General features: G+C 52.0%; 20 protein-coding genes. 9 read left to right on the forward strand and 11 right to left on the reverse strand.

Annotation, left to right across the window (positions count from 1 at the left end; translation table 11 throughout):
• Positions 1-46: 46 nt before the first annotated feature.
• From phnD to WNY38_RS00165, 4 genes are all read right to left on the reverse strand, one after another.
• Positions 47-955: a phosphonate ABC transporter substrate-binding protein gene (gene phnD, locus WNY38_RS00150; RefSeq protein ID WP_342855295.1), complete on the reverse strand. Its 909-nt coding sequence runs from the start codon at positions 953-955 to the stop codon at positions 47-49.
• A 65-nt stretch (positions 956-1,020) separates the two neighbouring features.
• Positions 1,021-1,839 (reverse strand): phosphonate ABC transporter ATP-binding protein, encoded by an 819-nt coding sequence (gene phnC / locus WNY38_RS00155; RefSeq protein WP_342855795.1) that lies wholly within the window; start codon positions 1,837-1,839, stop codon positions 1,021-1,023.
• Positions 1,840-2,016: 177 nt separating this feature from the next.
• Positions 2,017-3,174 (reverse strand): surface lipoprotein assembly modifier, encoded by a 1,158-nt coding sequence (locus WNY38_RS00160; protein ID WP_342855296.1) that lies wholly within the window; start codon positions 3,172-3,174, stop codon positions 2,017-2,019.
• 24 nt (positions 3,175-3,198) lie between these two features.
• On the reverse strand, positions 3,199-3,960 hold the full coding sequence (locus tag WNY38_RS00165) for a hypothetical protein (protein ID WP_342855297.1): 762 nt from the start codon (positions 3,958-3,960) through the stop codon (positions 3,199-3,201).
• A gap of 369 nt (positions 3,961-4,329) precedes the next feature.
• Between WNY38_RS00165 and tig the strand changes: the two genes are divergently transcribed.
• Positions 4,330-5,658 (forward strand): trigger factor, encoded by a 1,329-nt coding sequence (tig, locus tag WNY38_RS00170; RefSeq protein ID WP_342855298.1) that lies wholly within the window; start codon positions 4,330-4,332, stop codon positions 5,656-5,658.
• Positions 5,659-5,784: 126 nt separating this feature from the next.
• On the opposite strand, the gene WNY38_RS00175 is transcribed toward tig, so the two are convergent.
• The 5 genes from WNY38_RS00175 to rpsF all read right to left on the reverse strand — a co-directional run bounded on the left by WNY38_RS00175 (position 5,785) and on the right by rpsF (position 8,246).
• A complete protein-coding gene (locus WNY38_RS00175; RefSeq protein ID WP_342855299.1) occupies positions 5,785-6,333 on the reverse strand; it encodes a hypothetical protein in 549 nt (182 codons plus the stop codon).
• Positions 6,334-6,810, reverse strand: a complete 477-nt coding sequence (locus WNY38_RS00180; protein ID WP_342855300.1) for a lytic transglycosylase domain-containing protein — start codon at positions 6,808-6,810, stop codon at positions 6,334-6,336.
• 191 nt (positions 6,811-7,001) lie between these two features.
• Positions 7,002-7,625, reverse strand: a complete 624-nt coding sequence (gene rplI / locus WNY38_RS00185; RefSeq protein ID WP_342855301.1) for a 50S ribosomal protein L9 — start codon at positions 7,623-7,625, stop codon at positions 7,002-7,004.
• A gap of 13 nt (positions 7,626-7,638) precedes the next feature.
• The gene (rpsR, locus tag WNY38_RS00190; RefSeq protein WP_123791505.1) at positions 7,639-7,866 is read right to left on the reverse strand and encodes a 30S ribosomal protein S18; all 228 of its coding nucleotides are present in this window, start codon (positions 7,864-7,866) and stop codon (positions 7,639-7,641) included.
• A gap of 26 nt (positions 7,867-7,892) precedes the next feature.
• Positions 7,893-8,246, reverse strand: coding sequence for a 30S ribosomal protein S6 (gene rpsF / locus WNY38_RS00195; RefSeq protein WP_342855302.1), 354 nt, complete (start codon positions 8,244-8,246; stop codon positions 7,893-7,895).
• 412 nt (positions 8,247-8,658) lie between these two features.
• On the opposite strand from rpsF, the gene fabD reads away from it, so the two are divergent.
• The 3 genes from fabD (at position 8,659) to WNY38_RS00210 (ending at position 10,893) form a co-directional block, all read left to right on the forward strand.
• Complete coding sequence (fabD, locus tag WNY38_RS00200) at positions 8,659-9,591, forward strand: ACP S-malonyltransferase (RefSeq protein WP_342855303.1); 933 nt, start codon at positions 8,659-8,661, stop codon at positions 9,589-9,591.
• Between the two features lie 51 nt (positions 9,592-9,642).
• Positions 9,643-10,380, forward strand: a complete 738-nt coding sequence (fabG, locus tag WNY38_RS00205; RefSeq protein WP_342855304.1) for a 3-oxoacyl-[acyl-carrier-protein] reductase — start codon at positions 9,643-9,645, stop codon at positions 10,378-10,380.
• Between the two features lie 279 nt (positions 10,381-10,659).
• Positions 10,660-10,893, forward strand: a complete 234-nt coding sequence (locus WNY38_RS00210) for an acyl carrier protein (RefSeq protein ID WP_215945513.1) — start codon at positions 10,660-10,662, stop codon at positions 10,891-10,893.
• A gap of 54 nt (positions 10,894-10,947) precedes the next feature.
• Here WNY38_RS00210 and WNY38_RS00215 read toward each other — a convergent pair whose 3' ends face one another.
• Positions 10,948-12,336, reverse strand: a complete 1,389-nt coding sequence (locus WNY38_RS00215; protein ID WP_342855796.1) for a PilZ domain-containing protein — start codon at positions 12,334-12,336, stop codon at positions 10,948-10,950.
• A gap of 254 nt (positions 12,337-12,590) precedes the next feature.
• Between WNY38_RS00215 and fabF the strand changes: the two genes are divergently transcribed.
• The 3 genes from fabF to WNY38_RS00230 all read left to right on the forward strand — a co-directional run bounded on the left by fabF (position 12,591) and on the right by WNY38_RS00230 (position 16,307).
• Positions 12,591-13,853 carry a beta-ketoacyl-ACP synthase II gene (gene fabF, locus WNY38_RS00220; RefSeq protein WP_342855305.1) on the forward strand — a complete coding sequence of 421 codons (1,263 nt, stop codon included), beginning with the start codon at positions 12,591-12,593 and terminating at the stop codon, positions 13,851-13,853.
• Positions 13,853-15,019, forward strand: coding sequence for an endolytic transglycosylase MltG (gene mltG / locus WNY38_RS00225; protein ID WP_342855306.1), 1,167 nt, complete (start codon positions 13,853-13,855; stop codon positions 15,017-15,019). The genes fabF and mltG overlap by 1 nt, the downstream gene beginning before the upstream one ends.
• 97 nt (positions 15,020-15,116) lie before the next feature.
• A complete protein-coding gene (locus WNY38_RS00230) occupies positions 15,117-16,307 on the forward strand; it encodes a hypothetical protein (protein WP_342855307.1) in 1,191 nt (396 codons plus the stop codon).
• Between the two features lie 18 nt (positions 16,308-16,325).
• On the opposite strand, the gene WNY38_RS00235 is transcribed toward WNY38_RS00230, so the two are convergent.
• Positions 16,326-17,099 carry a potassium channel family protein gene (locus WNY38_RS00235; RefSeq protein WP_342855308.1) on the reverse strand — a complete coding sequence of 258 codons (774 nt, stop codon included), beginning with the start codon at positions 17,097-17,099 and terminating at the stop codon, positions 16,326-16,328.
• Between the two features lie 308 nt (positions 17,100-17,407).
• Between WNY38_RS00235 and WNY38_RS00240 the strand changes: the two genes are divergently transcribed.
• Together WNY38_RS00240 and WNY38_RS00245 are read left to right on the forward strand one after the other, a co-directional pair.
• A complete protein-coding gene (locus tag WNY38_RS00240; protein ID WP_342855309.1) occupies positions 17,408-17,749 on the forward strand; it encodes a hypothetical protein in 342 nt (113 codons plus the stop codon).
• Positions 17,670-19,040, forward strand: coding sequence for a terminase family protein (locus WNY38_RS00245; RefSeq protein ID WP_342855310.1), 1,371 nt, complete (start codon positions 17,670-17,672; stop codon positions 19,038-19,040). The genes WNY38_RS00240 and WNY38_RS00245 overlap by 80 nt, the downstream gene beginning before the upstream one ends.
• Positions 19,041-19,237 lie beyond the last annotated feature (197 nt).

Here is a 19,237-nt window from a genome sequence, read left to right on the forward strand (position 1 = left end):
AAGACCCCGCACCGAAGCGCGAGGTCTAGATCAGATCAAATTGATCTTAGTTGGCTTTTGAAAGACGTGCAGCAACGATAGATTCGTAGGCCGCATGTGTGATCGGTTGGAAACCGAGAGTTTCGCCTGCAGCCATGCCGTAGGTGCAATCTGGGTCGGTGTCGATCATTGCTTCAACAAGCGCAGTCATTGTCGCTTTGACGTCGTCTGGCAAAGATGTGCGCAACACAACAGGGCCCTCAGGGATCGGCTTGGAGCGCCAGATTTCTACGAGGTTGTTCATGTCGATCAAGCCTGCGTCAACAGCCTTGCGGAAGGCGCCGGAGTTGAAGCCATCTTCCCATGCGCCTTGGCCGTCAGCCCAAGAAACGCCGCCATCGATGTCGCCGTTGTTCACAGCAACGATTGTTTGCTCGTGACCGCCAGTGAATTTAACTTCAGAAAAGTAATCACCTGATTCCATAGTGATTTCGTCTGATTCTTGTGGGATCTCGATGGAAGGGATCAGGTAACCGGACGTAGAGTTCGGATCACCGAAACCAAACGTTTTGCCTTTCATGTCCGCCAGGGACGTGATGCCGGAGTCTTTGCGCGCAAAACCGATGGAGTGGTAGCCGTATGTGCCATCCATGTTGATTTTGATCAAAACTGGCTCAACAGCTTCTGGGTCTTGGATGTAGATGCCAGCGTAGGAAGATGCGCCGAGCCAAGCCATGTCGATTGTGCCGCCCAAAAGGCCCTGCATTACGCCGTTGTAGTCAGCTGGTGCAAAGAGTTTTGTTGGAACGCCGAGCGCGTCTTCAGCATAAGCACGAAGACATTCGTTGCTGTTCATACGGTCTTGAGCGTTTTCGCCACCCAAGATGCCGATGCGGAATTCAGTGATTTCTGAGTCAGCAAACGCTGCGCCAGAGATAGCTGTGGTCATCAGTGCAAGTGCGATGATCTTTTTCATGGTCTTCGTCTTTCCAAAGTTGAAATGCACCCAATATGGGGCGCAGAGGGGGGAATTTTTGTGCGCTAAAGCGCTTGGATGTCGGCCATCAATTTGTCAGCCGCATCGGTTGTCTCAATTTGCGTGGATGTTGTGGCCTCAGAAAAGCTGGCATCCGCGCCATAAATGTCGCGGGCGACATTTGTGGTCAGTTGGTCTGGCGTGCCGTCAAAAACGATACGACCAGCGCGCATCCCGATCACGCGGTCACAGTAACGACGCGCAGTATCGAGGGTGTGAAGGTTGGCGATAACCATCCGTCCGTCTTGTTCGTGAATGTCGCGCAAAGCTTGCATCACAACTTGTGCGTTCATCGGATCAAGCGAGGCGATGGGTTCGTCGGCCAGAATAATCTTAGGGTCTTGCATCAAAGCGCGGGCAATGGCGACGCGCTGTTGCTGTCCACCTGACAAGGCTTCGGCGCGTTTTGGCGCGTGTTCTGCAATCCCCAAACGATCCAGAATGGAAATGGCCTGATGGATGTCTGCATCAGGGTACAGGTTGAACATCGTCGCCAGTGTGGACCGACGATTCAATGTGCCGTGCAAGACGTTGGACACAACATCCATTCGAGGCACAAGATTGAACTGCTGAAAGATCATCGCGCATTGTGATTGCCAGTTGCGCTTAGCTGTGCCGCGCAAGGCTGTCACATTCATACCTTCAAAGGTAATCTCGCCCGATGTCGCATCATTGAGACGATTCAGGATGCGCAACAATGTGGATTTGCCCGCGCCAGAGCGCCCAATGATGCCAATCATCATCGGTTTTTCGACAACAAAACTTGCCGCATGAACGGCGGTATTCGCGCCAAAAGATTTCGTTACAGATTTAAAACGCAGCATCATGTACTCCCGTGTTAGGGGGATCGATACGCATGGTGTGTTTAACAAATGTGTTGGTTTGGCGAAGCTTTTGTAACAGTTGGCGGCGACATGACTGCGTCTATTGTAACAACTGCCTGACAAGGGGCTTTAGTCGTACAACAGCGTCATCCATTCTTGGGCTGTTTAAAGTCAGCGTCAGAAATCGAACTGAAGTGTCAGTGAGCAATCAACAGACGTATAGTCATAAAGGGCGACGTTTGATGTGTTGGTCAGCGTAGAACACGAAAGGCGCGGGACCTTGCCTGCGATTTGAATGTCACGGTGAGAAACGCTTGCCGTGACTGTTTTGGTCGAGTCGGCGCGTGCATACGAGAGGCCCGTAAAAATATCGTCATAGTCTTGCTTTGATGCCTTGTACCCGAGGGCCCAAGATAAGCCGTTTTGGTGCGAAAAGCTGTAACTCGCGCCAAGATTATACCCCTTATAGGAATAGTGTTCAGCCTGTAAGTTGGCTGTAGCTAAACCTCCCAAAAAGGTCAGCCTGCTGCGGGGGCTTGTTGGCAAACTGTAGCTTGCAGACAGGGTGGTGGTGAGCCCGTCTAAGTAATCGCGCTCACTATATACGCGATCACTGAGCGACAGTTTCAGCGACACTTGATGTCCACTGTTACGTATATGTGTCGTGCCAAATGCCAAACCGCGTGCCCAGCTGTTCGGGGATGTGCCTGTGTCGAGATCTGGATAAATGGCGCGATCTAACGATGTGGACAGCGTGTATTGCGCCCCTGGCTCGCGCCATCGGTGCGCCAAAGTGAGCTTTTGCGTGGTGTTGCGTAAACTTTCGGTCTTATACAATGCGCTGCTAAAGCTTAGATTGGCTGAGACTTCGCGCCCTAACGCGTAGGTGTGCGTGTAGGCCCCGTTGGCCTGAAGACGCAAACCAACACCGCTTGTGTCATCCTCAGAGTCACCAATAACAAAATCCCCGATCTCCGTATGGAAAATCGTTTCAGAGCTGCTGCGTGTCACATTTGAAGAGGGCAAAACAGCTGCGGACATCCCAAAGGATAAAGGGCGTTCGGCTGTCAGTTGCCGTAGCGCGTCTTGGTAGAATTTTGAGCGCTTGACGCTGTCGGTATCATTGAACAAAAGCCACTCAAACCGGCGCAATGCGCGCCCTATATCTCCAGCTTTCACATCTGCTTGCGCCAAACGAACCTGTGCTAAAGCTTGCCGAGCGTCGAGGGCCTGTGCTGATAGCGGCGCAGACGCATAAGCGCATACAATCAAACCACCTAATATAAGTGGTTTGATTGAAAGGCGCTGAGCCTTGTCTTTGAGTGCGCGAAGCATAGGCAGCACAAGCAATATGTGCCCCTAGTCCTCGAGCTCATAGACTAGGAAGCCGCTGGAATCACCGTCCTCATCATAAAGTTCGGAATTGGTGATGTCGTAAATAACTGTGTCGCCATCTGTGGTCACATCGACATTGCCTTCAATGAGGCCACCCGCTGCAACATCGCCAATGGTACCAACACCATCAACGTCACCGACACCCGTGGTGTCATAAAAATTACCGTAGAGATCAAAATCTAGACGGTATTGTGTGCTGCTTACCGTCTCCGTTGCACTGTCGGTCAATGTGCCTTTGCCAGAGGCTTCAAGTTGCCATGCTTCTGTATTGGTGCTGTCGTAGAAATCACCATTTGGGTCCAAATCAAGTGAACCCGTAAACGATACTTTGCCATCCAGTTCGGTGACTTCGCTTTCGGCGGTGTTATCGCGATCCAAAAAGTTGTTTGTCAAAGAACCGGAAACTGTCTCGGCACCGAAATCGACATTCATCGTCATGTCGCCAACCAACGCAGTTCCGAACGATTCTGTTGAATTAATCGCATAGGTGCCCTCAAGGCGCGCCGTGTCGTTTGCAGGTGCGTCAGCCAACACTGCTGTGGTGTCTAACTCATCGAGTACTGAGATAGCGTCGTTGCGGTTTGCGACGTACACATTGTAACTTGCTTGGCCTGAAGGCGTACTGCCTGTGTAGCCATCAGCAGTATCTTCGTCATCGGTTGGAAGGCCGCAGGCGCTTAAAAAGGACACAGTTAGGGCCAGAGTATATAAAATGCTTTTGTTCATAATTCGCCTCATGAAATATTCGAAAAATAGGGATGCCAAAATAATAGGGATGCCAAAATAAAAGTGAAAAACCGGAAATTTAAGGCCGCCAAGACTTTAGTAATAATTTTTTAATGTTCTGGTTTCAGCCCCTAACAGTTTTGAAAATATGATGGGACTCAATTCGTAGAGTGATTTCGACTGAAACGAGACTGTGCCCTGCTTTCAACACTCGGTAAATTGCCCTCAGGCGTCGCGTTCAGCGTTGATCCTATGGAATCGTCTTGCAAGCATGCAGCTGACCCCCTAGAAGAACCCCTGATTTATAGGGCTGCCTGCGGGCGGTCTAACGATGACGTAAAGTCTAGACGTATAATAAAGGACGCCAACATGCAGGTCACCGAGACCCTCAACGAAGGTCTGAAGCGCGGCTATCAGATCACTATCACTGCAGCTCAGCTTGACGAAAAAGTAAACGCCAAGCTCAAAGAAGCGCAGCCAGAAATCGAAATGAAGGGTTTCCGCAAAGGCAAAGTGCCTATGGCGATGCTCAAAAAGAACTTTGGTCCAAAAGTTCTTGGCGAAGCGATGCAGGAAACTGTTGATGGCGCAATGACATCCCACTTCGAAACATCTGGTGATCGTCCTGCGGGCCAGCCTGATGTGAAAATGGATGGCGGCGAAGACTGGAAAGAGGGCGACGATGTTGTCGTCAACGTGACTTACGAAGCGCTTCCGACCATTCCAGACGCTGACCTGTCCGACGTGAAGCTCGAAAAACTCGTTGTGAAAGCTTCTGAAGCGGAAGTGACTGAAGCTCTTGAGAACCTCGCGAAAACAGCTCAAAACTTTGAAACCAAAGACGGCGTTGCTGCTGATGGCGACCAAGTTGTATTTGATTTCTTGGGCAAAGTTGATAATGAGCCCTTCGACGGCGGCGCAGCTGAAGACTACCCACTTGTGCTCGGTTCAGGGTCTTTCATCCCTGGCTTTGAAGAGCAGCTTATTGGCGTCAAAACTGGCGAAGAGAAAAATGTTGAAGTCACATTCCCTGCGGAATATGGCGCAGAAAACCTTGCTGGCAAGGCTGCTGTTTTTGAATGCAAAATCAAAGACGTAAAAGCACCTGCTGATGCGGCAATCGACGACGAATTGGCTAAAAAATTCGGTGCCGAAGATCTGGCTGCTTTGACAGCTCAGGTGACTGAGCGCCTTGAAGGCGAATACGCAGGCGCGTCTCGTGCGATCATGAAACGTTCGCTTCTTGACCAACTCGACGGCAAAGTATCCTTCGAGTTGCCACCTTCACTCGTTGAAGCTGAAGCCAATCAAATCGCGCACCAGCTGTGGCACGAAGAAAACCCAGAAGTTGAAGGTCACGATCACCCAGAGATCGAAACAACTGAAGAGCACACTTCTTTGGCTGAACGCCGCGTGCGCCTTGGTCTGTTGTTGGCTGACATGGGTCAAAAGCAAAAGATCGAAGTTACCGATGCTGAGCTGACCCAAGCGGTTATGACCCAAGCGCGTCAGTACCCAGGTCAAGAGCGTCAGTTCTTTGAATTCGTTCAACAAAACCCACAAATGCGCCAGCAACTCCAAGCGCCAATCTTTGAAGACAAAGTTGTCGACTGGATCGCTGAAAACGCAGAAGTGACCGAGAAAGAAGTCTCTAAAGACGATCTCGAAAAAGCCGTCGAAGCCCTCGACGACGCATAACTGCCTGAGGCAGTGCAACCCGAGGCGCGGCAGCCATTTTGGGTGCCATGCTGATAGGTTAGAAATTGAGGCCGCTCCTAGAGATAGGGGCGGCTTTTTTCGTGCGTTTGTTTTGAATTTGGTGAGTTAGCCGACTGTGATGCAGGTGTCTTGCTGGTATACCGTCAACGCCTTGACCCAATCGAAAATATAGTCGTCGCGATCAAGGTCCTGCATGAGTGCGCCGCCACGTGTACGCGCAGCGATGACATAGCTATGTCCCCCTAATGTAGGTCCATCGCGTAGGATCGGCGGTTTGGGGGCTTTATAAAGCGGCACGGTGCGTTCAACCACAAAAGGTGCGCGCATTTTATAGCTGAAATACCCCGAAAACTTTGTCGCAGAACCATCAAGATTATACGTCATATCAGTCGCTTTGGCGTTCATCATGCCGCGTAAATCTATGCGATCGACCCACAGAATTTCTATGCCGTGATCTTCGTGATATCCTTCGTGGGTAATTATCAGTGTGCAGGTGTCGACAATTTCTGTGGTGATGATGCGCTCATTTTTGGTGCCCGGAAAATCCACATGCTGGCCGGTGAAGTCTACATATGGTGTCGTCTCTTGGGCATGAGCCGCGCCAAACGCAGTCCCGAGAGCGAGAGATGTAAAGAAAATCGCAGAAACCTTCATTTATGATCTCAACCCGGTCTCTACCAGTAATCCCAGACGCTTGGCCTCATAGTAAAAGCCGCGTGCGTACCATTTCATGGCATCGTCAATGTCACCGCCAGCCACCAAGTAAGCGCCTTTAAGATACTTGCCTGCGTATTTCAGGTTCACATCTGCATCGAGCAAGGTCTCAGGCGCGCCGCGGTGGCCCATGGTGCGGGCTGTCTGCGGTAGGATCTGTAACAAGCCATAGTAAGGCCCGTTGCGCACCCAGGGGCGGTGCGTGCTTTCTCGTACGGCTTGACGATGGACCAGCTCGCGCGGGATTTCGTAAAAGTCAGCCCATTTATTGATAAGCGCGCGCAGCTCCGGCGTCTCATTTGGAAATAGAGGCGGATTGTAATTGCGACGCGACGCCCTACGTTCTCTTTTGCGTCCGCAAGCGGTTAAAAAAAAGGCTGCGGTCGACAGAACAAATGTGCGGCGGGATATACGCATTGAAGGCTCCTGATGAATTGTCTTGAGTGTGGACCACCAACGCACAAGGCAAAAGCAAAGACTTCGCCAAAAGCAAAAGCCCGCTCACGGCGGGCACGGCGGCAAGTCAAAACGGCGAACACTAGGACAGGGCACGAAAAAAAGGCCCCGCAAAATGCGAGGCCTTTCTAAAACAGTCATACTGTCGAAGATTACTCTTCTTCAGCAGGTGCTTCTTCAGCGGCAGGTGCTTCTTCGTCATCACCAAAGTCTTCAGAAGCGGCAGCGCCCATTTCGTCGAACAATTCAGAGATTTCAAATTCTGCTTCTGCTTCTGCTTCGGCTGCGAGTTGCTGAATGGATTTACCTTCAGCTTGCAGTTCGGCTTCTTCAACAGAGCGCGCAACGTTGAGAACGATTGTCGCTTCAACTTCAGCGTGAAGAACAACAGATACTTCGTGAAGGCCAAGATCTTTGATCGGGGCTTTCAAAGCAACCTGTTTGCGATCCACTGTGAAGCCATCGGCCTCAGCAGCTTCAGCCGCGTCACGTGGTGTAACGGAACCGTAGAGCGCACCAGAATCAGACGCAGAGCGGATGATGATGAACTGTTGCCCATCAAGTTTCGCTGCAGCAGCTTCTGCTTCTTTTTTGGTTTCCAAGTTACGTGCTTCAAGTTGAACTTTTTGTGCTTCGAAAGATGCAATGTTTGCATCGTTCGCACGAAGAGCTTTGGCTTGTGGCAACAAGAAGTTGCGTGCGTAACCGTCTTTTACTGCAACAACATCGCCCATTTGGCCGAGTTTTGCGACGCGTTCAAGAAGGATAACTTTCATTGTCTAAGCTCCCTTACTTAACAGCGTATGGCAGAAGTGCGAGGAAACGAGCGCGTTTGATGGCACGAGCCAATTCACGCTGTTTTTTCGCAGATACTGCAGTGATACGGGATGGAACGATTTTGCCACGTTCGGAAACGTAGCGCTGCAAAAGACGTGTGTCTTTGTAATCGATCGCAGGTGCATTGTCGCCAGAGAATGGGCAGACTTTGCGGCGGCGGAAGAATGGTTTAGCGGCCATGATATGGTCCTTTCCTGATCTGACGATTAACGACGTTCACGGCGCGGTTCGCGCTCGTCACGTTTTTGCATCTGAACGGAAGGGCCGTCCGCGTGCTCGTCGACTTTGATGGTCAAAATACGCATCACGTCGTCATGCAGGCGCATAAGGCGTTCCATTTCAAGAATACCAGCAGAAGGCGAATCTGTACGCATGTACGCGTAGTGACCTTTGCGGTTCTTGTTGATTTTGTAGGCCATCGTTTTGACGCCCCAGTACTCAGAGAAAACGACTTTGCCGCCGTTGTCTGCAAGAACAGCTGAGAAGTGCTCAACGAGACCCTCGGCTTGTGCGTTGGACAAGTCCTGACGCGAAATGAAGACATGCTCGTATAGTGGCATGAAAGCTCCAGTGCTATTTTCGAGCGCATTTCATAGGTCGGGGCAAAATCCTTTTCCGCGAGCCCGACCACGAGAGACTGCGCTGGTTCATATCCATGCGGAAAGGATGTGCCCTTATACGGACCAGAGCCAAGAGCGCAAGGGGTTTGCGGGCAGGTTTGGCGTTTAGTGCACTCTATAAATGTACCCTGTGCATATGGGGTGGGATCTGACCGCATTTACTTTCGCTTGTCTGCTTGTAAATAGCAAAGCTGGGGCGCGTTTGTTTTTGGCGCGCGGCTTTGGTGATCGCAAAGACAATTCTAAAAACTCCAATCAGCCTTGTTCACTTGAGCTTGCCGCGCCGCGTGCAGATCGTTAGACCCCTAAAAACGGTCTTTTGACCTAAGATGTAACAAACAAGGGGGCGTATATGACGCGCGCATTGGTTTTTCCGGGGCAGGGTGCCCAAGCGATTGGGATGGGCAAGGCTCTTGCTGAGACATACCCAGAGGCAAAAGCCGTCTTTGATGAAGTTGATGACGCGCTGGGTGAAAAGCTCTCTGCAATGATTTGGGAGGGCGACGCGGAAACGCTGACCCTGACGCAAAACGCACAGCCTGCCTTGATGGCAACTTCATTGGCCGCGATGCGCGCGCTTGAGGTCGAAGGCTTTGGTCTTGATCAGGCGGCTTTCGTGGCCGGACATTCGCTTGGAGAATACTCGGCTTTGGCCGCTGCTGGCGCTTTGACGGTCGCGGACACTGCGCGCCTTTTGCGGACCCGTGGCTTAGCGATGCAACAGGCCGTGCCTGTCGGCGTTGGCGCGATGGCGGCTTTGCTTGGACTTGATTTCGAAACCGTCAAAGAGGTGGCGCTTGAAGCTGCGGCCGAGGGCGAAGTCGTGCAAGCGGCCAATGACAATGATCCCGGCCAAGTGGTGGTTTCTGGTCATAAAGCGGCCGTTGAGCGTGCCTGCGAGATTGCCAAAGCCAAGGGTGCAAAACGTGCAGTTTTGCTGCCAGTATCCGCTCCTTTCCATTGTGTTTTGATGGAGCCTGCAGCGAAGGTTATGGCAGAAGCTCTTGAAGCCGTTGAAATTTTGACCCCTAAAGTGCCTTTGGTAGCAAACGTGCGCGCTGCTGCCGTCACAGACTCCGCTGAAATACGTGCCTTGCTGGTTGAGCAGGTGATGGGATCTGTGCGTTGGCGCGAAAGTGTGACTTACATGGCCGCGAATGGCGTGACTGAGATCTTTGAAGTGGGCGCTGGTAAAGCTCTTTCGGGCATGATCCGCCGGATTGAAAAGTCAATCACCTGCAGTGCTGTTGGCGCGCCGGCTGACATTGAAAAACTCAAAAGCTAATCCCAACTCTTGGATAAGGGCTTTGTGCTCTTTATGAATAAGGAACAATATATGTTTGATCTTACTGGTAAAAATGCACTTATCACTGGCGCGTCCGGTGGTATCGGCGGCGAGATCGCCAAGGCTCTTCACGCAGCCGGCGCCACTGTTGGCTTGTCAGGCACACGGGTTGAGCCGCTCGAAGCCTTGGCGGCTGAGCTGGGAGAGCGCGCATTCGTGTTGCCGTGTAACTTGAGCGACAAAGACAGTGTCGTGGCTTTGCCAAAAGCGGCGGCTGAAGCCATGGGGTCCGTTGATATCTTGGTCAACAACGCGGGCATCACCCGTGACAACCTGTTTATGCGCATGTCTGATGACGAATGGGACAGCGTTTTGAATGTGAACCTGACCTCGACCATGCGCCTGTGTAAAGGCGTTTTGCGTCCAATGATGAAAGCGCGTTGGGGTCGGATCATCAATATCTCAAGTATCGTTGGTGCCACGGGAAACCCTGGTCAGGGCAACTATGCCGCGTCCAAAGCGGGCGTTGTTGGTATGTCGAAATCCTTGGCCTATGAAGTGGCGTCGCGTGGCATCACTGTGAACTGCGTCGCACCTGGGTTTATCGCGACGGCTATGACCGACAAATTGACCGACGATCAAAAAGAGAAAATCAACACCCAAATTCCTGCAGCGCGTATGGGGACACCAGCAGAAATCGCAGCGTCGGTTCTATATCTCGCCTCAAACGAAGCAGGTTATACTACAGGTGCCACGATTCACGTCAATGGCGGCATGGCGATGCTCTAAGCAAGCTATAGTTTATCTCGGCTGTTTACTGTGCAAATGCGACGCCAAATGGTTATTGTTTTAGAGCTTGCGGTTGAACACGGCAGGTGAAATGCACAAATAGGGACAAATCGTTTGCCACTGGTAAAGATTGTGCTATTAGCAGCCAAGAATTCGCAGCGGGGACAATTTGTCGTCGCGATAGAATACCGTTATGTCCTTAGGGGCGTTGCGGTATTTTGAAAGGCCCGAGGGCCACTTTAATTGGGCATCGGGCCCATATAACTATGAGGAAATAACATGAGCGACATTTCAGATCGTGTGAAAAAGATCGTTGTTGAGCATCTCGACGTTGAAGAAGACAAAGTGACAGAGACAGCGTCTTTCATCGACGATCTCGGCGCAGATAGCCTTGACACTGTTGAGCTGGTTATGGCGTTCGAAGAAGAATTCGGTATCGAGATTCCTGACGATGCAGCTGAAACCATCCAAACATTCGGCGATGCAGTTAAATTCATCACCGAAGCGTCCTAAGGTTTACACTGAGTACAATTGTTACAACGGCGCCCCTAAGAGGCGCCGTTTTTTTTATGCAGCAATGTTGGGGTCTTTGACCTGCGGGGACAGATTTTCCAAATCGTCGTGACTGGCGGTATCTGTCTGAAATGTCTGAACAGCGTCGGACAAAACGTCATTTAATTTAGCGTCAGCGATTTTTTCGCTGCGCAAGTCGCTGATATCGTCAAGGGGCTCGTCGCTTGGTTTCTCGCCGCCAAGGCGCATTGTGTCATGTGGCGCGTAGACATTTTTGATGGCTATCCCATCGATTTCAGTGTCATCGGCAAAGTTTCCTTTTTCAGAACCGTTTTGATTTAATTGAACAAGGTCGTCCGTAAGGGTCGTGGCTGATGACCCGTAGACCTCATCAACAAGGGCATCAAAGCCCCCTGGCGCGTCGTAAGAGGCAACAACTTGAGCAGAAAACCCATCTAGAATGTTTGTCATTTCCGTTTCAGACAGCGATTTTTCAAATTTGATTCCGACAAAGTGTTGGTTGGTCCATGTTACACGGGCCCGTCGTTTGGTTTTGTTAATTGTAACAAGTAGTTTGGATTTGGCTTTCACTTTCAGGCGAGTTTCAAGTTTGGCTCCGAGTTGGCTGAGGTCGCGCAATTCGCCTAGGATGGGCACGCTGCCATCGAAAATTACGATGGGAAGGTTGCACGGGTAACGAACTGCGCGTCGCTGGGCGAGGCCGATGCGCATCCAAACCCAAATCGAGGCTGACACGAAGAATGTGAACAGACCCAAGTACACGGGCGCATTTTGCGATGGGGACAATGGGACAACAATAGTATCAGTTTTTGGTTGATACCGCGGCGCTCTGTAGTCGTCGAAGTTATTGGGATCAAACATGAGGGGCGACGGTGCCGTTTTAACTTCTACAGGGGGCTTTGATACACTGGCCAAGTTTGAAACCGCGTTTTGGATGCGTTCTAAAGCAGACGGTTTGGCAACGGTGCCGTTCAGAAAGTCTTCAGCAAAAGGATCACATTCGGTGGCTTGCAAAAAATTGTTCATGGCTTGGCTTTGCGACGTAAACCTTGGATCGCTACCAAAGCGCGCGGCCATTGGGCCCCAATCATCCCGCGACAGATCGTAAAGGTGTCGTCGCGCAACAATAAATGATTCTAAAGCGGCTTTGTTCGCACCCAGCCCTGCTTCGTTGATTTGACGAACCAATTGATCACGCGAGTAGCGCTCCATTTGCTGGCGAAAGACGCGTTCGGCTGAAACTTGGTTCGGGGTTCCCTGCGCTCTGACATATGAATTTGCCGCCGCGTTGAGATTCGTTAGCCATTTTTCAAGGCCGCAAGAGGGGGCCGCACGCGCGGGCAAAAGTCCGAAAATACCAAAAACAAGCACCCACGCGGTTAGTTTAGCTGGAAACGTCAATGAAAACGGCAAAACGATCATGCTTGCCAAGTGAAAACTCACTCGGAGACATAGCTGTAGCGCAAATCGGAAAATGGCGTGCGTTGCACCGGTGCGCTGTCGGGGCAAATCGATCTCTCCAGTTTGAAAATGCGTGACGTGACTTGATAATATGGGGTGACAGTCAATATCTGGTTTACAACGATGCGCCGAAACGGTGTTTGACGTGCGGCGGGGTCTTTCATCACTTGCCAAGGGCGTGTATTGAGAAAGAGATCAAAAATGAGGGGGCCGAAATGCGCCGAGTAGTTGTCACAGGACTTGGAATGGTATCACCACTTGCATGTGGTGTTGAGGAAACATGGACGCGTCTGTTGGCGGGAGAATCCGCGGCGGGCACGATTCAACGGTTTGATGCGAGTCATTTGGGCACGGATTACGCCTGCGAAGTGAAACGTGGAGACGGCACCAACGGGACATTCAATCCCAACGATTGGTTGGCCCCTAAAGAGCAAAAGAAAGTCGATGACTTTATTTTGTTCGGTATTGCGGCTGCGACCATGGCGTTGACAGACGCCAATTGGGAACCCGAGGACGAAGAAAGCCGTTTGCGCACAGGCGTTTTGCTTGGCTCAGGCATTGGTGGCTTGTCGTCTATTGCTGACACCGCGATTTTGCTGAAAGAAAAAGGCCCGCGTCGCGTGTCTCCTTTCTTTATCCCAAGCGCGTTGATCAATCTGATCTCTGGCCAAGTGTCGATCAAATACGGGTTTAAAGGCCCGAACCATTCGGTTGTGACCGCCTGTTCAACGGGCGCACATGCCATTGGCGATGCGGCGCGTCTTATCCAATGGGGCGATGCAGAAGTTATGGTTGCAGGTGGCGCAGAAGCTGCGATTTGCGAATTGGGCATGGCGGGTTTCAACGCTTGTAAAGCGCTGTCCACCAAACGTCGCGATGACCCCAAAACGGCGTCACGTCCTTATGACGATGACCGTGATGGTTTCGTGATGGGCGAGGGGGCTGGTGTTGTTGTGCTTGAAGAGTACGAGCACGCCAAAGCCCGTGGTGCCAAGATTTATGCCGAAGTTGTGGGCTACGGCCTGTCTGGCGATGCGTATCACATTACTGCGCCTGCCTCTGATGGTGATGGCGGTTTCCGCGCGATGAAAGCTGCTTTGGATCGTGCTGGTATCGCGCCATCTGAAGTGGATTACATCAACGCCCACGGCACGTCTACAATGGCGGATACGATCGAATTGGCAGCCGTTGAGCGTCTTTTGGGCGATGCTGCCGGACAGGCGACCATGTCGTCGACCAAATCATCCATCGGTCACCTTTTGGGCGCTGCAGGCGCTGTTGAGGCGATCTTCTCGATCTTGGCCATTCGTGACCAAGTCGCCCCCCCTACGATCAACCTCGATAACCCTGCTGTAGAGACTCCGATTGATCTTGCCCCGAACAAAAAGGTGGAACGCGAAATCAATGTGGTTTTGTCGAATTCCTTTGGCTTTGGCGGCACAAACGCATCTTTGGTGCTTAAGAAAGTGACCGACTAATGTGGCGATCCATCGCTTCTAACGCCATGACTTTGCTCATTGTTGCCCTTGTTATCGTGGCAGGGGCAATTGCTTGGGGCAAAGGTCAATACACCGCCGAAGGACCATTGTCGTCTGCGATTTGTTTGCGGGTGGCGCCTGGGTCGACCATGACGCGGGTGTCCCAGCAATTGGAAGATCAAGGCGCGGTCTCCAGCGGGTCTATTTTTCGAATTGGTGCGGATTATACCGATAAGGTAAGCCTGCTTAAAGCGGGGGCATTTTTGGTGCCTGAAAACGCATCGATGGAAGAGATCGTCGATATCGTCACCCGCGGAGGGGCCTCTTCTTGTGGCACTGAGGTCGTGTACCGGATCGGTGTGAACCGCACGGATGTTTTGGTGCGCGAACTTGATCCGAGCACGCAAAGCTATGTGCGGGTAGCTGAATTTTTCCCTGATGTGACCGGCAATGAGCCCACAGAAGTTCCTGAAAAATACACCGAAGTACGTGGCGCGGCTGACACTCGGTTCCGTATTTCTGTGGCAGAGGGTACGACTGTTTGGCGCGTTTTGGAAAGCCTTAAGGGCGTTGATTTTATCACGGGCTCTGTCGACACAGATGAGGTGCCTGATGAGGGTTCCCTTGCCCCTGACAGCTATGAGGTGCAAGTCGCCTCGGATGTGGACGATTTGATTGCGCGGATGATTGAAGCCCAAGACATACGTGTTGCAGACGTTTGGGCCTCGCGCTCAGATGATTTGCCTATTTCCACGCCGGAAGAGGCGCTTATCTTGGCGTCGATCATCGAAAAGGAAACGGGCATTCCAACAGAACGTCGCCAAGTGGCCAGTGTTTTTGTGAACCGTTTGAACAAAGGCATGCGCCTTCAAACGGATCCGACGGTGGTTTACGGTGTGACAAATGGCAACGGTGTGTTGGGACGCGGATTGCGCCAGTCTGAGCTGCAATCAGATAGCCCTTACAACACTTATAAAATTGAAGGCCTGCCTCCAGGTCCCATCGCGAACCCTGGGCTTGCCTCGCTCGAGGCTGCAGTGAACCCTGACGATACGCCTTATGTGTTCTTTGTGGCGGATGGCACAGGCGGTCACGCCTTTGCGGTCACATTGGCAGAACACAACGCCAATGTCGCCAAATGGCGCGAGATCGAAAGCGCGAACTGAGTGTTTGAATTCAGGTGAAAATTTAAAAAAAGGGCGCGGGGGAATTCGCGCCCTTTACCTGTTAAAGGGCTCTTGCCCACTGCGTTTAGGAACGACCATGCAGACCATCGGCATTCTCATGATGACAGCACTTGTGGGGGCCATTCTCGCATGGCCACGGGTGGCTAAAGCCAAACTGTGGCGCGCTTCTGTGACCCCATTGGCTTCAATTATCGGCAGTGGTTTTCTTGTGTTGGGACCAATCCTTGCGCAGGCCTATGGTGTATGGGCCCCGCTTGCGATGGCGGCGCTTTGTGTGATGGCTTACGCAATTGGCGCGACCATTCGGTTCAATATCGTGGCGTTGGGACAGCAAGATCACGGGGGGATCACCAAACATATTGAGACATTGGCCTCATGGGCTTTGTCCTTTGCCTATATCATTTCCGTTGCCTACTATCTCAATTTACTTGGGTCCTTTGCTGTCAATCTAACGCCATGGGACTCTGCTTTTGCCGCGCGTATCGTAACTTCAGTTGTTTTTGCGGTGATTTTGATCGTTGGATGGACCAAAGGCTTTTCCGCGCTTGAGCGGATGGAGCAGTTTTCGGTTGGCGTGAAACTCGCGATCATCGGTGGACTTCTGTTCGGTTTGGGGTGGTTTTTTGCTGACACCACGCAGCAAGAAGCTTTGGTCTTTAGTCCCGCGACAACGACGGGTTGGGCAGGCGTCTGCCTGTTGTTTGGACTTTTGGTCACCGTCCAAGGGTTCGAAACCTCGCGCTATTTGGGTCAAGAATATGACGCTAGAGTTCGGGTCAGATCAATGCGTATCGCGCAGGGCGTCTCGACCGCGATCTATATGATTTATGTGGTGTTCATCGCCTATGTGTTCGAGGCAAATCAGATCCAAGCCTCAGAAACCGCGATCATCGATATGATGGTCTTGGTCGCTCCAATTTTGCCGATTCTTCTGGTTTTTGCTGCTTTGGCAGCACAATTTTCAGCCGCTGTGGCCGATACTTCAGGTGCTGGCGGATTGATTTATGAGCTTACGAAAGGGCGCGTTTCGGTCAAGCGTGGCTATGTCATTTTAGTGGGCTTTGGCATCGCCATCACTTGGGGCACGGATGTGTTTGTGATCATCTCTTGGGCGTCAAAAGCCTTTGCCGTTTACTACGCATTGCAAGCGCTCATTGCGGTTTTCTTGGCCAAACGCGATGGCGTTGGGGGTGGAAAAGTCGCCTTTTTCGGCTTGATCGCAGCGCTTTGCGCCATCATAGCGATTTTTGGCGCAGCTGTGGAATAACGCCTGTTAGGGACGCTGTTAGTGCATCCCTTCGGTCCCAATGCGCACCGTCGTTCCGCAATGTTTGCAATGGATCGCGTCCGCATCATGAAGCGTCAGCCCGCAAGTCGTGCATTCAAAGCGCACTTTTGAGGGGCGAAACAGCACCTGCGCCAGTCGCAAAAACAAGGTGACACCAAAGAACATCACCGCAATAGACACCATGCGCCCCGATGTGCCCTCTAACGTGATATCGCCAAAACCAGTGGTGGTCAGCGTTGTGATGGTGAAATACAGCGCGTCGGCATAGTTACGTATATGCGGGTTGTGACCGTTTTCCAGCGCGTAAATCAGACCGGTGGTGACGAAAATAAACACCAAAAGATTGATCATCGCGATGATGACCTCTTCATGTTTTCGAAACAGTTCGAAATCTTTGCGCAGCCGGTTCATCAACTGATAGGTGTGCAACAGCCGAAGGGTGCGCAAAATCCGCAAGAACCCAAGCCCTTCGCCCGCAAGCGGTGCCAAAAACGAAATCAACGCGGCGATATCCGCCAAGGTTGACAAGCGTGTGAGATACCACATCCGTTTGTCAGCTGTGTACACACGCGCTGAGAAGTCGAGCAAAATTAACGCGCCAAAAACCATATCGGTGGCTTCGATAAATGGTGTGTGGGTGATGAAGGACGTGACGATCACAAAACAAATGGTGATCAAGTCAAAAGCCAAAATCCCATAACGAAACCGGTGCGCGCGATCTGTGTCGCCCTCGTAGAGTTCATTCAACGCAGTTGTAAACCGTCCCGCCATGTCGAATGGGTCCTTTTGTCAATATCTGTACCAGTCATGAAAGGTTTTTCCTTGGTTTTCAAGGGGCAAGAAGGACTTCCTTATGTGGTGTTAAAGTTTTGTAAATCAGACCGAACTTTTCGTTAAGTTATTGAAAACATTAAAAAACTTGACTTTTTCGTCACCTCGTGGCATTGCTTGTTAATGCTAGAAGGCGTGGGTAAGCGAATTGGCGTGGCCTGAGGGGGCCGCATTTAACTGATCGTTTTTCACGGGGTGAGCCCGTCTCACGTTTCTCGTGCGGAGAAAGCATGAGAGGCAGGTAACACATGACTTTGCATTCATCTGTGGGGGATGAGTTTGATCCGAAATCTATTCTCGGGTCTGCAAATAGAAACCTCGAACGCACCATAGGCGCGCTTGAAACGGCTATGCGTCGTTTGGAAAGCGGGGATGTGGGCACAGGGACCGATGTGCAAAAGGCGATCGCAGAGATGCGCAAAGCCCAAGACACGGCTCTCAGAGAAAGGCAGAAAGTTGATGACGACAGACGAAAACTTGAACTTGCGACCACTGACGGAGCCATCGACTTTGACGCCGCTCGAACTTCGATCCTTGATAGCTTGGATCGCGTCCGAAGATCTCGCGGTGCAGACCCAGTTCTTGAATGATCTGGAAAGCAACGATCAGGGAGCGCTTCTGGCGCTCCCTTTTTTGTTCGAAGCTTGGGCCTTGGATCATCAATTGCCACCCTTGGGCGATTGGCGCACATGGGTGATCATGGGCGGGCGCGGCGCGGGCAAGACCCGTGCTGGCTCTGAATGGGTACGCTCGATGGTCGAAGGATCGCGGGCTCTTGCGCCAGGCAAAGCCAAACGCGTGGCTCTGGTGGGTGAGACTTACGATCAAGCACGTGAAGTGATGGTTTTTGGCGATTCTGGCATTTTGGCCTGTTCGCCCCCTGATCGCCGCCCCAAATGGATTGCCACACGCCGTGCGCTGGTTTGGCCCAACGGGGCCGAGGCTATGGTGTTTTCTGGCAATGATCCCGAGGCTTTGCGTGGTCCGCAGTTCGACGCCGCTTGGGTGGATGAATTGGCAAAGTGGAAAAAACCGCGTGAGGCTTGGGACATGTTGCAGTTTGGTCTGCGCTTGGGCGATGATCCGCGTCAAGTGGTCACGACCACGCCACGCAATGTGAATATTCTCAAAGAGATTTTGGATTTGAAATCCAGCACGGTGACACGCGCGCCGACCGAAGCCAACGCGGCCAATTTGGCGCCATCGTTTTTAGAAGAAGTGCGCACGCGTTACGCAGGCACACGGCTTGGGCGTCAGGAACTGGATGGCGTTTTGCTTGAAGAAGAAGAGGGCGCTTTGTGGACGTTGAACAAGTTGGAGGCCAACCGTGTCGATGAAACACCTGTGTTTGACCGCATCGTTGTCGCCGTCGATCCGCCTGTGACTGGCCATAAAGGATCTGACGATTGCGGGATCGTTGTCGTTGGTGCCGTCACCAAAGGTGCACCGCAAGATTGGCGTGCTTATGTATTAGAGGATGCAACCGTGTCGGCCTCGTCGCCAACGGTTTGGGCGAAAGCCGCATTGGCTGCGATGGAACGCTGGGAGGCAGACAAAATGGTCGCCGAGGTCAACCAAGGCGGAGATCTTGTCGAAGAGGTCGTGCGCCAGATTGATCCTATGGTGTCCTATAAATCTGTCCGTGCCACGCGGGGCAAGGCAGCACGGGCCGAACCTGTGGCGGCTTTATATGATCAAGGTCGCGTGTTTCACACCCGTGGTTTAGGCGCGCTTGAAGACCAGATGGTCAAAATGACGTCGCAAGGTTTTCAAGCCTCAGGATCACCGGACCGTTTGGACGCGCTTGTCTGGGCCATCTTTGAGGTGATGATCGCGCCTGCGGCAGGTCACACACGTCCGCGTATTCGCACGCTGGGTTAGCGCAAGATCAGGGTGTTGCGCCGCGTGCGCAGCACCGTACGCGCTGCTAGGAAGATGTTTTAACATATCCCCTAAAACTGTTTCTACCGAAGGCGAGCAGATGCAAACGATGATTTGTACAGACCGCCAGTTGAGACGAGTTTTGGGAAGGCGCGGACACCGCGTTTGGGCTTTGATGCGCGACAGTGCGGATCATG

Origin of the sequence: Pacificibacter sp. AS14 (assembly GCF_038899935.1) — a bacterium.
Taxonomy (GTDB): domain Bacteria; phylum Pseudomonadota; class Alphaproteobacteria; order Rhodobacterales; family Rhodobacteraceae; genus Celeribacter.

Coding starts and splice junctions, on each gene's coding strand:
- fabG (WP_342855304.1), top strand. CDS start 9,643: ATGTTTGATCTTACTGGTAAAAATGCACTTATCACTGGCGCGTCCGGT.
- rpsR (WP_123791505.1), bottom strand. CDS start 7,866: ATGGCCGCTAAACCATTCTTCCGCCGCCGCAAAGTCTGCCCATTCTCT.
- WNY38_RS00160 (WP_342855296.1), bottom strand. CDS start 3,174: ATGCTTCGCGCACTCAAAGACAAGGCTCAGCGCCTTTCAATCAAACCA.
- WNY38_RS00165 (WP_342855297.1), bottom strand. CDS start 3,960: ATGAACAAAAGCATTTTATATACTCTGGCCCTAACTGTGTCCTTTTTA.
- WNY38_RS00180 (WP_342855300.1), bottom strand. CDS start 6,810: ATGCGTATATCCCGCCGCACATTTGTTCTGTCGACCGCAGCCTTTTTT.
- rpsF (WP_342855302.1), bottom strand. CDS start 8,246: ATGCCACTATACGAGCATGTCTTCATTTCGCGTCAGGACTTGTCCAAC.
- rplI (WP_342855301.1), bottom strand. CDS start 7,625: ATGAAAGTTATCCTTCTTGAACGCGTCGCAAAACTCGGCCAAATGGGC.
- WNY38_RS00230 (WP_342855307.1), top strand. CDS start 15,117: ATGCAGACCATCGGCATTCTCATGATGACAGCACTTGTGGGGGCCATT.
- WNY38_RS00210 (WP_215945513.1), top strand. CDS start 10,660: ATGAGCGACATTTCAGATCGTGTGAAAAAGATCGTTGTTGAGCATCTC.
- fabD (WP_342855303.1), top strand. CDS start 8,659: ATGACGCGCGCATTGGTTTTTCCGGGGCAGGGTGCCCAAGCGATTGGG.
- WNY38_RS00240 (WP_342855309.1), top strand. CDS start 17,408: ATGACTTTGCATTCATCTGTGGGGGATGAGTTTGATCCGAAATCTATT.
- mltG (WP_342855306.1), top strand. CDS start 13,853: ATGTGGCGATCCATCGCTTCTAACGCCATGACTTTGCTCATTGTTGCC.
- WNY38_RS00235 (WP_342855308.1), bottom strand. CDS start 17,099: ATGGCGGGACGGTTTACAACTGCGTTGAATGAACTCTACGAGGGCGAC.
- phnC (WP_342855795.1), bottom strand. CDS start 1,839: ATGCTGCGTTTTAAATCTGTAACGAAATCTTTTGGCGCGAATACCGCC.
- fabF (WP_342855305.1), top strand. CDS start 12,591: ATGCGCCGAGTAGTTGTCACAGGACTTGGAATGGTATCACCACTTGCA.
- tig (WP_342855298.1), top strand. CDS start 4,330: ATGCAGGTCACCGAGACCCTCAACGAAGGTCTGAAGCGCGGCTATCAG.
- WNY38_RS00215 (WP_342855796.1), bottom strand. CDS start 12,336: ATGATCGTTTTGCCGTTTTCATTGACGTTTCCAGCTAAACTAACCGCG.
- phnD (WP_342855295.1), bottom strand. CDS start 955: ATGAAAAAGATCATCGCACTTGCACTGATGACCACAGCTATCTCTGGC.
- WNY38_RS00175 (WP_342855299.1), bottom strand. CDS start 6,333: ATGAAGGTTTCTGCGATTTTCTTTACATCTCTCGCTCTCGGGACTGCG.